We start from the raw sequence: 11259 nt of genomic DNA, 5'->3' as shown, positions 1-11259 counted from the left end.
ATCATGCCTCCCTGGAAAGAGCACGGTTATGAGTTCGCACGATGAGAATCATACCCACTATGATCATGCCCGCAGCAATGAGGTTCCAGACCCAATCGTAGGGACGGATATCGACGTTATATCGAATCTGGTGCAGACGCATCCATTTATGCTGAATGATGCCGTCATAAAGCTGAAAGGCCCCGCCTCCAAGCAGCATACCTCCAATCCACCGTTTCAGCCAGAACGCATTTCGGCGGTGAAGATCGGCAAGCATGAACGAAGATCCGATGGTGGCGAACCAGCTGAATGCGTGAAACAGTCCATCGGAGACAAGACCGATATCGCTTGTAGATTTGTCATAGAAATGATGCCAGTGCAGCAATTGATGAAACACAGCCTCATCGATAAAACCGACTAGACCTAATCCGAATAAGATTCCGGCCCATAAATTACGTGCCGAGTATCGTATGCGCTGTAATTGGTGTTCTTTGGACTTTGTTGACTTCATTCGGTTCATCCTCTTCCATTTCGTAAAGATTCGAAGTGTATAGAATTAAACGGGTTCTACTATCTAAGTTTACCCATTTTTACCATTTCAATAACTCCTGGAACTTGGAATGAGGATTCCTTATTTAGGATCGCGCTTTCTGTCGATTAACGGAGAAACGGTTGGTTTATTGAATGTTCATGAAATGCTTTATGGGCTTTGGTGGGATCTTCGAACCAGGCCGCAATTCCGTCTGCCGTCATCTGATCGGATGCAGCTTGCATCAGCAGTTTAGCGATATGCTCAGGAAGCGGCTCCGTCATCGCGTTTGTCCATTCCGTAACAGCCGTAATATAATGCTTCGTACGGTTCCAGTAGTCTATACCAACAGCTTCATCCCATGTCGATTCCTTATGTGTTATGAGGGTTTCGTATAATTGTTCAGCGGCATAAGAAGCGGTATTACAGCCTTGGCCTGTGATCGGGTCACTGAGAAACACGCTGTCACCGCACCCAAGTATCAATGTTCCGCCCAGTATAGCATATGGCCTGTGAATGACAGGCGTAATCGCGGTTTGAAGAAAGGCGTTCTCTGCGATCAGTGCAAACCGATCCATATCAATTCGCTCAAAGATTGGATGAAAATGCTCTTCAATTACTTTCGCCATACGTGCCATAAACTCGGAAGAATTCTTAATCCCTTTAAAAACATCCAATATTCCCTCAGGCACAGCTTCAATGAATAAGATGGTGGCAAGTCCTGAATCGGTAATAGCGGGAATCTCGAACATTTCACCGTTCCCTGGAAGAACTGTAATGGAAATGCCCTCAGGCTTAACGGGCTGTACGCCGGTAAAATAACCTACGATGCATTTCCGCTGAGGCGCTTGGTAGGGAGTGAGTCCCGTTTCGACAGGGAATGGCGCCAGCGGACCTGCTTTTCCCGTTGTGTCGATGATGAGATTGTAGGAATGAGTCAGCTCCAGAAGGTCTTCCTGCTTCAAACGCCCGTGTACAAACTTTACGCCTTGCGAAGCTAAATCATGGATCGATTCAGCGAAGCCCAAGCGTTGGTCCACCGATGCGGCGATTCCGGTTAGATTACCTGTAAACAGTTTTTGCTGACCTAAATGAAAGTGGATCGAACGAATTGGAGGCGCGCTATCCTCGGCAGGCATGTTAAAACGTCGCTCGCGTTCTAATGTGGGGTGAAAATGAACCTGTGTGGATCGAATTCTCCCATTCAGGATGTCCTGCGGCTGTTCATAATGATGAACGGTGACATCAAAATCATTCTTCAGCGAATAGGCAAGCTGGATTCCGGCGGTACCGCAGCCGATTATACCAATACGTCTCATTACATATCTCCTCCTTAAAATGGGCTTTTAAATAGAATACAGTGATGAGAATTGGATAAAAAGGGTGGAATTAACTATTATTCATTCCGGCATTTGAACTATAAGATAAACGGCAATATGCTGAATAAAGGTTTACATAATAATTAATATGTAACCCGATTAATAATTTCTAAATATGAATTCCTGCCCGATAGACGACTGTTTTAAAAGTTCCTATTTCTATACACTTTGGTTGTCATAAAAAACACAGTTAAAAGGCGAATCCCTAACAGGATTCGCCTTTTTCATATTGGCAGTCATTCATGTTGTTGAGCATCAGCCATGAAGTGAAATCGGAATCTCCTTCACACCGCGAACAATCATGCCCGGTCTCCATTCAAGCTCATCGATGCCCCGTTGAAGCTCAAAATGGGGGTAGCGGCGGAGCAGCGTGTTGATTGCGATTTCACCCTCCAGTCTCGCGAGGGGGGCTCCCAGGCAGAGATGAATACCTTTGCCGAAGGCTAAATGCTGGCTTTTCTCCCGGGTAATATCAAAGATATCCGGCTTTTCGAATTGTGAGGCATCCCGATTTGCGGAGTTCAAGGCAATGACAACCAAGTCGCCTTTCTTCATGTGAACGCCATGAAAATCCATATCTTCCGCTGCCCAACGGGAGGTGCTGAATTCAACGGGACCGTTGTAGCGAAGCATTTCCTCGATTGCGCCATGAATGAGTTCGGGTTGTTCCTGCAGAAGCTTGCGCTGCTCCGGATGTTCCAATAACGCAAGTACGCCATTGCCGATCAGGTTCACCGTCGTTTCATGACCGGCAATGATCATCAAGGTGACGACGCCATATAACTCCTGTTCGGATAAGCGATCACCCTCATTCTCGGCAATGACAAGCTGACTGATCATATCATCGCCCGGTTGTTCGCGAACCTTCGCGAACCAATCCTTCAAATAAGCGATAAATTCATTCATATGCTGGACCACTTGCTCGTTCATTTCCTGGTTGGAGGCGCCGATGATGGAGTTGGACCATACCCGGAACTTGTCCTGGTCCTCCGTAGGCACGCCAAGGATTTCACTTATTACGATAATGGGAAGTTTGAAGGCATACTCGTCAATGAGATGTATGGAGTCTTTGGTGGAGACAGCATCCAGCAGGTTGTCCGCAATCTCTTGGATATGGCCTCGCATATCCGCGATTCTCTGTGGCGTAAAGCCCTTTTGAACCAAGCCGCGAAGCCGTTTGTGATCCGGTGGATCGGAGAACAGCATGTTGGTGCTGAATACGCTGGTCTGTTCCTGACCCATTGCTTTAGCGACGTCTTTGCTAAATCGGCCATCCTTGAGCGCTTCAACAGCTTCCTCGTAGTTGCTGATCAGCCATCCGAAACGTCCATCGGGAAATTGCAGATTCAGTATGGGATCGCTTTGCCTCAATTTCTCGTAAACCGGATATGGATTATGGGTAAACTCTTTCGTAAACAATACATTTTTCAGAGATTCGTTCGCATTTGTCATATAGGGGCTCCTCTCGAAAATGATAGTTTCATAGCCAGTATAAGGGAAGGAGAGGGGGATAACCAATTTACGGATGAAATGCCGGCAGTCTCCAAATACTTGATCATACCAACTTGCGAAAATTGGAATCCGATTGACTCTTAAAGAGTGCCTTTTGGTCTACTGACTATCCGTCGTTTTCTTTGTTATATTGGATCATATCTGAAAAGTGAAAGGGGGAATCAAGCGGTGAAATCCGTTTCCGGGGAGAAGGCAGCGCTGCTGGTTCGATTTTTTGTACCGTATGCTGTCATTTTGGTGGGCTCCCTATTGGTTGGATGGTTTGCATATGGGAAGACCGCAGAGCTTATCGAAAGCGAAACGGTGAGAACCACCTCCGCAGCTCTGCAGCAAATCCAGGAAGCGCTGGATCAGAGATTTGCTGAAATCGAGAACCTTGCACGGCAGATGTCGAGCGAATCGAAGGTGCTCTCTTTTCAATTTGAGAAAGAACCGTTTGCCGGTACGGCTCCCTATCGTCTGTGGGATTTGGAAAAGAGTTTGTTTAATTACAAATTGTTCAATCACTTCATAGTGGATTATTACATCGCTTACAGAAACAGCAACATGATCGTTTCACCTCGTAAAGTGTATACGGTGGACCAGTATTATCGAATGCAGCTGCAATATGAAAACCAGCCATTAAGCATGTGGAAGCAAGCGTTGTTTGGGCAGTATCATTATAAAACGTATGCCCCGGGGCATTCGGTTGTATATGAAGGGAAACCTTACTCGGTTGTCAGCTACATGCAGTCCTTCGGGAATAAGGGGAGCAGCGGAGTGGTCACTGTACTGATCAATAATATGCAGATCCAGGACATGCTTCGTAAAGTCGATCCTGAACAAGAGGGTTTTGCCTACATAGCAGATCAGAACGGCAACCTGATCAGCTCCATTGGTTTGAAAGAACCGGATTTTTTGAAAGCGCTTCCTAATAAAGGAGGCTACTCCCATATTCGATTAAATGGTCAAGAAATGCTGGTGACAAAATCCACATCCCAATACAATGGCTGGAGCTATGTATCTGCCCAACCGAAATCAGTGGTTCTGCAAAAGGTAAATTATATCAAACAGCTGACATTGGCGATCTTTATCACGGCTCTTCTCCTAGGGCTTGGCATAGCCGGCTATTTCGCGTATCGAAGCAGCAGGCCATTCCTAAAGATTCTCCAGCTTCTACCCTCATCGCGGCGGGATGTAAAGCATGCTATTACTCGTAATGCCGTTGATTATATCGGACATTCCGTGTCCGAGCTGATCGAAAGCCATCATTCGCTGAAGGAGCGGTTGGAAGAGCAGATTCCGATGCTGCGAAATGTCGTAGTTGACCGGCTTCTGAAGGGAGGTTTTACCTCGATGCAGGAGATAGACGCAGCCATGGAACATGCACAATTCAAACTTCGGGGATCTCACCATGCGGTTGCCCTTCTTCATATTCGGGGATACCAGGAGCCGTTTATGGAAGAGATGCTGATGGAACTTGATATTGTAAAAATCAACATCCGCGACCGGATTCAAGCGTTATGCGGGGAGGAAGTGCTGCTGCATGATTTTGGTGAAAACCAGTTGGTCCTGATCCTGTCCGGAACGGCGGCGGACAACGCGGATTTTACGACACGGATGCGAGCGTATATACAGGGAATTTATGAGCATTTGAGCGGAATACCGGATACGGGCTTGTATATGGCTGTAGGTGAATGCCAGTCCAGCATTGCTGAGCTATACCGTTCCTACGGAGAAGCCAGGTTTGTGCTTCATCACGCTGGATGGAGCGAGAAGACGCCAATCTTATTTCATGCTGAAATGGAAACGCCGCCCTTCACCTATTATTATCCGGCCGATGAAGAGATGAGATTGATTCAGCTTGTGAAAGCAGGCAATCTGGATGAGGCCACGCAGCTATTATTGCAGATCAAGGAGAAGAACAGATCGGAGCGGCAATTACCGATGGCCGTGGAGAAGCTCCTTGCTCAGGAGCTTAGCGGTACCCTGATGAAATGCTGCGAACAGACTGGGAATGATGGAAGCGGCAGAACGGAGGAAATGGATGCCGTCATCAGAGCTTTAAATCCGGCGATGTCCCCGGCGGAAGCCATGAATATTCTCCATACCGCTTTCATTCGGCTCTGTCGGAAGAACGAAGAGAGGAAGAAAAGCCACAATGATCATTTAACGAACCGACTGCTAGCCTATATCAAGGGGCACTTTTGGGAAAGTGATCTAAGTCTCACCGCGCTTGCCCGGGAAACGCGCACCTCCGAAGCCTATGTATCTTACTTCTTTAAGGAGCAAACAGGCTTGAATTTCTCGGATTACCTGGAGAAGCTTCGAATGGATGAGGCGAAGCGGGAATTGACGTCGAGCGATAGGCCGGTGAGCGACATTGCTGCTTCTGTTGGCTATCTCTCACTCAATACCTTCAGCCGTGCGTTCAAACGGGTAAATGGCATTAGCGCTACCGAGTATAGACGCCTTCAACGTAAAGGAGAACATGCTTAATCTAAAGAATTGCTTAGTGCCTGATTGATGAATAACAGCCCATTCTAAAATTCTGAATAATCGACCGGAAACATGAAGATTTACGCAGATCGACCCAACTGGATATACTCCAATCACGGACCGCACCCGGGACGAATTCATTGAAGATTGGAGTGGTAGCCGCTGAGTGGCTGGAAGAGCATCATCCGTAGCTGGCAGTTGTATGCGCTTTTTTTGCTCCCGCTGCTGTACATCATTATTTTCAAGTATGTGCCGATGTATGGCGCGCAAATTGCGTTTAAAGAGTTCAACGTCACGAAGGGGATCAACGGAAGTCCATGGGTAGGAATTGCCCAGTTCGAACGTTTCTTTCAATCGCATGAATTCTGGCGATTGCTGAAGAATACGTTCTCCATCAGCTTGTACACACTGATCGCCAGTTTTCCGTTCCCCATTATGCTGGCGCTTGGACTGAATTATGTAAGGAACCGGAGATTCAAGAACACTGTCCAGATGGTTACATACGCGCCGTATTTCATCTCTCTGGTCGTGCTGGTGGGCTTGATGCTGCAGTTTATGGATCCCAGAACAGGACTCATCAATACGATGCTCGGCTGGATCGGCATCGGTCCGTTTCACTTCATGGCGGAGGCGTCCTGGTTTCAGACGATCTATGTTTGGTCCCATATCTGGCAGAATGTCGGGTTTTCCTGCATCATTTTTTTGGCAACGCTTTCAGGAATTGATCCAGCTCTACATGAAGCAGCCGTCATGGATGGAGCCACGAAAATGCAGCGTATGCGCCACATTGACCTTCCAGGCATCATGCCCATCGCCATGATTTTGCTCATTCTGAATACAGGACAAATGCTGGAGACCGGCTTCGAGAAAATCCTGTTAATGCAGAACGCACTGAATTTGCGTTCATCCGAAGTCATTGACACGTACGTGTACAAGGTGGGATTGGTATCCCAAGCGATGAATTTCTCATATGCCACGGCGATTGGATTGTTTAAAGCGATCATCGGTTTCGTGCTGCTGTTGATCGTAAATCAAACGGCCAAAAAGCTGAAGCAGGAGAGTCTATGGTAAGGAAGGGAGGACCTGTATGCAATCACCTGCCATGAAGGAATCCGGCTCGGATCGCGTTTTTACGGTGGTCAACTACGCGATGTTATCCGTTTTCCTAATCGTTGTGTTATATCCGCTCATTTATGTAGTCAGCGCCTCATTCAGTTCCAGCAGTGCGGTTTTGTCAGGAAAGGTATGGCTGTGGCCCGTCGAACCGACGCTCGAAGGCTACCGTGCGGTATTCAAAAATACGATGGTTGCCAAGGGCTTCATGAACACACTGTTCTATACGCTGGCAGGCACTGTGATCAATCTCATTCTGTCCGTCATGGCGGCGTACCCGTTATCACGCAAAGATTTTCGGGGCCGCAGCGTGTTCATGCTGCTGTTCGTGTTCACGATGCTGTTTAATGGGGGGCTGATCCCAACCTATCTGCTGGTGAAGGATCTCGGCATGATTGACACGATATGGTCGATGCTGATTCCGGGGGCGCTGTCGGTGTGGAATGTCATCATTATGCGCACGTATTTCCAGACGACCATCCCACAGGAACTGCTGGAGGCTTCACAGCTCGACGGCTGTACCGATTTCCGGTTTCTGTGGCGCATCGTACTGCCGCTTTCGGGTCCTATCTTGGCCGTTATTGCTTTGTTCTATGCCGTTGGACACTGGAATCAATATTTCAACGCCATGATCTATTTAAAGAGCGCGGATTTGTATCCGCTCCAGCTCGTGCTTCGCGATATTCTGGTTCAGAACGAGGTGAATATCGAAATGCTGGGCGACGCCAAAACCGCTGCGGCCCGGCAAGGGCTGCGGGAGCTGTTGAAATATTCGCTGATCGTCGTGACCTCGGTTCCGTTATTGATCGTATATCCTTTTTTGCAGAAATTTTTTGTTAAAGGAGTCATGATCGGTTCGTTAAAAGGATAATCCATCCATTAATTCAGGAGGGCAGGACGTTATGAGAAAAAGAACGCGGGTTATTATGGGTGCATTCACTGCATTCAGCATTCTTCTTGCAGGCTGTACGGGTTCACTGAGCCCGAAGGGCTCGGATGAAGCGCCAAATGCTGGTACCGAGCCAATCGCCTTATCCGAACCGGGGACCTATCCGCTGGTTCAAGAGAAAACCACCTTGAAGGTGATGGTGCGGGGAAATCCGCTGGTCGAGAATTTCGAAACGAATGATTTCACCAAGTGGTACGAAGAAAAAACGAACGTGCACATCGAATGGGAGGTCGTTCCGGAGCAGAGTATACAGGAGAAGCTGAATCTCGTTCTTGCCAGCGAGGATTATCCCGACGTCATTATGGGTTTAAATATTTCGCCTGCGCAGCAGATGATATATGGCTCGCAGGGGGCCTTTCTTCCTTTGAATGACTTGATTGAGAAGCAGGGGACGAATACGAAGAATATGTTCCAGGACAATCCGGAGATCCAATCCGCGATCACGGCGCTGGACGGCAATATCTATGCGCTTCCGGAAGTGAATGAATGTTATCACTGTTCCATGAGCCAGAAAATGTGGATTTATGAGCCTTGGCTGAAAAAACTCAATCTGAAGATGCCGGAAACCACGGATGAGCTGTACGAGGTGCTGAAAGCTTTCAAAGAGCAAGATCCGAACGGGAATGGAATGCAGGACGAAATTCCCTTGTCGATTTCTCCGAAATCCTGGAGTTCTTCCATCGATGCGTTCCTATTAAATTCATTCATCTATAATCCGGTTTACGGGTCGAGTTATAAGCATATATTCATAAAAGACGACAAGCTTGACGTGGCCTTCAACAAACCGGAGTGGAGGGAAGGCTTGCGGTATATGAATAAGCTGTACGCTGAGGGGCTGCTCGCTCCGGAGTCGTTCACGCAGGATGACAATCAGCTGATCCAGATCGGTGAGAACCCCGATACCGTGCTTCTTGGCGCTTCAACCGGCGGCCACCAGGGTATATTTACCCAACTCCTCGGCGAAAGCGGAAGATGGTTGGAATATAAGACCGTGCCGCCGCTCAAGGGACCGAATGGAGTTCGATATGCTGCTCTGGATTCCACCGGAATGAATCCGGGTGCATTTGTCATCACGAAGAAGGCCAAGCATCCTGAGCTCGCCTTGCGTTGGGCGGATGGCCTGTACGAGCGGGAGCATACGCTGCGAAGCGTGTATGGCCGCCCGGACCAGGAATGGCGTGAAGCGAAGGACGGAGAGGTCGGCATCAACGGGGAGCCTGCGGTCTGGTCTGAGCTAAAGTCTTACGGCACGGTGCAAAATATCGCCTGGATTCAAACCGGTCCGAGCTTGCGGACGAGTGATTTCCGTCTGAGCGCCGTTGCCAAAGGGAACGACGATCTGGAAGTCGTTTTGTACAACGAGACGAAGAATAAATACGAACCTCACAAACCTACCGATGTCAGCACCGTGCCGCCGTTATTTCTGACCAACGAGCAGGCGTCCGAGGTAGCCGATCTGTCCAAAACGATCAATGATTACGTTGATGAAATGATGGCCCGCTTCGTGATTGGCGATGCCGATCTGGATAAGGACTGGGATGGCTACGTTCAGCAACTGGAGGCCATGAATGTAGCCCGCTATCTGGAAATCTACCAGGAAGCTTATAATGGAAGAAGCAAATAAAGGAGGGATCCTAGAATGAGGGTTGGTGTGAGCACCTACAGCTTGCTGCCGGCTATTCGTGCAGGCGAGATGACGGTGCTGGATGTTGTGGAATGGATCGCAGAGAGTGGCGGACAGCACATGGAGATCGTACCCTATGGATTTACGCTGGAGGACAATCCCGAGCTTACTGATGCAGTGCGTGAACGGGCGGCGGAAGTCGGCATCACGTTGTCCAATTATTCCATGCCCGCTAATTTCGTCCAGGAGAGCCGGGACGACTTTGATTCGGAGGTGGAACGAATCAAGCGACATGTGGATACGGTCAACCGACTGGGAATGAAGCATATGCGTCATGACGTGACAGCTTTCACGCTGCCGCCTGAGAAGATGGGCATAGATTATGTGGAAACCCATCTGGATATGATTGTAGAAGGGTGTCGTCTTATTGCAGATTACGCAGCCGGGTACGGTATTACGACCACGATCGAGAACCATGGCGTGAGCGTACAGGCGAGCGACCGTGTGCAGCGTGTGCTTCAGGCGGTCGACCGTCCAAACTTCAAGACGACTCTGGATATCGGGAACTTTCTATGCGTTGACGAGCAGCCGCTGGTTGGCGTGAAACGCAACTTGCCGCTCGCCTCGCTCATTCATGTGAAAGACTTCTATTATCGTCCGTTTGATCAGGACCCGGGTGGGGGGAAATGGTTCAGAACATCCCATGGCAATTACCTTCGAGGCTCGATCTTCGGCCAGGGTGATATCGATGTTCGCCGAATTCTGCGTCTCATTAAGACTGCAGGTTATGACGGAGACATTACGCTGGAATTCGAAGGCATGGAAGAATGCCGGGAAGGAACCCGGCTGGGTCTGGACAATCTGAAGCGGTTATGGGACGAAGTATAGGTGGTTTCGTAACGCAAATTATATTCTCACGGTAAAACAGATATGGAATAACAATAGCAGAAAAGTCGCGCCTAGCGCGACTTTTTTATGTACTATACCTTGAGTTAGATCCGTTTATTTCATCATATTAACTAATAACTTGTCTCGTGGGTTATGGATTGGTTTCATTCCTCATCTGCGTCAGATCGATACTCATTTTACTTTCGGTTCGAATTCATATAAGATATAACGTGGATAATGTTTATCCACTTTAATCACAAATGGATGTATTGATGTGTAGTTTAGATAATGAACGGATATTTTCGTAAATTGAGGTGCTGTTTATGCATATGAAAACCGGCGTGGAACAGTCGGTGTACGCCCTGGTTCTGCTGAATATGCTGCCTGACAAGGCCGTGCTGCCCGGGGAAGCGATCAGCCAACAGCTGGGGACATCGGCAACCTATTTTCAGAAACTGTTAAGGAAGCTGGTAACAGCAGACATCATCACGTCTGTTCCCGGTATCAAGGGTGGTTTTAGATTAAAGAAGAAACCCGAGGATATCCGTGTATACGACGTATACCTCGCGGTGGAAGGGCAGCAATCCCTCTATTCATCCCACGGAATACTGGTAGACATGCTGGACTTGGAAAAGGAAGAAAGCTGCTGCCTGTTATCCGATTTAATGGAAGAAGCAGAGTCATCCTGGAAGGCTGTATTAAAGCGAGAGACCATCGCTTCGCTGTCGGGGGAGATGCGCGGTGAGCGCTTTAAGGACAAGGTGGCGGCTTTAGAGGAATGGATCAACAACAAAATGGTCATTTGACC

General features: G+C 48.3%; 9 protein-coding genes. 6 read left to right on the top strand and 3 right to left on the bottom strand.

Annotated features, from left to right (window positions below; all coding sequences use genetic code 11):
* Position 1: 1 nt before the first annotated feature.
* The 3 genes from ACQKPA_RS06200 to ACQKPA_RS06190 all read right to left on the bottom strand — a co-directional run bounded on the left by ACQKPA_RS06200 (position 2) and on the right by ACQKPA_RS06190 (position 3339).
* Entirely contained in the window at positions 2 to 490 is a 489-nt protein-coding gene (locus tag ACQKPA_RS06200; RefSeq protein WP_427490402.1) for a DUF2243 domain-containing protein, read from the bottom strand.
* A gap of 146 nt (positions 491 to 636) precedes the next feature.
* On the bottom strand, positions 637 to 1827 hold the full coding sequence (locus tag ACQKPA_RS06195; protein ID WP_427490400.1) for a styrene monooxygenase/indole monooxygenase family protein: 1191 nt from the start codon (positions 1825 to 1827) through the stop codon (positions 637 to 639).
* Positions 1828 to 2142: 315 nt separating this feature from the next.
* Positions 2143 to 3339 (bottom strand): cytochrome P450 family protein, encoded by a 1197-nt coding sequence (locus tag ACQKPA_RS06190; protein ID WP_427490398.1) that lies wholly within the window; start codon positions 3337 to 3339, stop codon positions 2143 to 2145.
* 228 nt (positions 3340 to 3567) lie between these two features.
* Here ACQKPA_RS06190 and ACQKPA_RS06185 point away from each other — a divergent pair, with 228 nt between their 5' ends.
* From ACQKPA_RS06185 to ACQKPA_RS06160, 6 genes are all read left to right on the top strand, one after another.
* A complete protein-coding gene (locus tag ACQKPA_RS06185; RefSeq protein ID WP_427490396.1) occupies positions 3568 to 5877 on the top strand; it encodes a helix-turn-helix domain-containing protein in 2310 nt (769 codons plus the stop codon).
* A gap of 198 nt (positions 5878 to 6075) precedes the next feature.
* The gene (locus ACQKPA_RS06180) at positions 6076 to 6948 is read left to right on the top strand and encodes an ABC transporter permease (RefSeq protein ID WP_427490394.1); all 873 of its coding nucleotides are present in this window, start codon (positions 6076 to 6078) and stop codon (positions 6946 to 6948) included.
* A gap of 16 nt (positions 6949 to 6964) precedes the next feature.
* Complete coding sequence (locus ACQKPA_RS06175) at positions 6965 to 7861, top strand: carbohydrate ABC transporter permease (protein WP_427490392.1); 897 nt, start codon at positions 6965 to 6967, stop codon at positions 7859 to 7861.
* Positions 7862 to 7892: 31 nt separating this feature from the next.
* A complete protein-coding gene (locus ACQKPA_RS06170; RefSeq protein ID WP_427490390.1) occupies positions 7893 to 9563 on the top strand; it encodes an ABC transporter substrate-binding protein in 1671 nt (556 codons plus the stop codon).
* Positions 9564 to 9578: 15 nt separating this feature from the next.
* Positions 9579 to 10451: a sugar phosphate isomerase/epimerase family protein gene (locus ACQKPA_RS06165; RefSeq protein ID WP_427490388.1), complete on the top strand. Its 873-nt coding sequence runs from the start codon at positions 9579 to 9581 to the stop codon at positions 10449 to 10451.
* Positions 10452 to 10774: 323 nt separating this feature from the next.
* Positions 10775 to 11257: an RrF2 family transcriptional regulator gene (locus ACQKPA_RS06160; protein ID WP_427490386.1), complete on the top strand. Its 483-nt coding sequence runs from the start codon at positions 10775 to 10777 to the stop codon at positions 11255 to 11257.
* Positions 11258 to 11259 lie beyond the last annotated feature (2 nt).

Source organism: Paenibacillus sp. NPDC093718, assembly GCF_050279985.1.
GTDB lineage: Bacteria > Bacillota > Bacilli > Paenibacillales > Paenibacillaceae > Paenibacillus_AQ.
This window is presented reverse-complemented; position numbering and strand designations above follow the sequence as displayed.

Bases quoted from the DNA above. Each gene is read 5' to 3' on its own strand.
- ACQKPA_RS06200 (WP_427490402.1), bottom strand. From the start codon at position 490: ATGAAGTCAACAAAGTCCAAAGAACACCAATTACAGCGCATACGATAC.
- ACQKPA_RS06195 (WP_427490400.1), bottom strand. From the start codon at position 1,827: ATGAGACGTATTGGTATAATCGGCTGCGGTACCGCCGGAATCCAGCTT.
- ACQKPA_RS06190 (WP_427490398.1), bottom strand. From the start codon at position 3,339: ATGACAAATGCGAACGAATCTCTGAAAAATGTATTGTTTACGAAAGAG.
- ACQKPA_RS06175 (WP_427490392.1), top strand. From the start codon at position 6,965: ATGCAATCACCTGCCATGAAGGAATCCGGCTCGGATCGCGTTTTTACG.
- ACQKPA_RS06170 (WP_427490390.1), top strand. From the start codon at position 7,893: ATGAGAAAAAGAACGCGGGTTATTATGGGTGCATTCACTGCATTCAGC.
- ACQKPA_RS06165 (WP_427490388.1), top strand. From the start codon at position 9,579: ATGAGGGTTGGTGTGAGCACCTACAGCTTGCTGCCGGCTATTCGTGCA.
- ACQKPA_RS06160 (WP_427490386.1), top strand. From the start codon at position 10,775: ATGCATATGAAAACCGGCGTGGAACAGTCGGTGTACGCCCTGGTTCTG.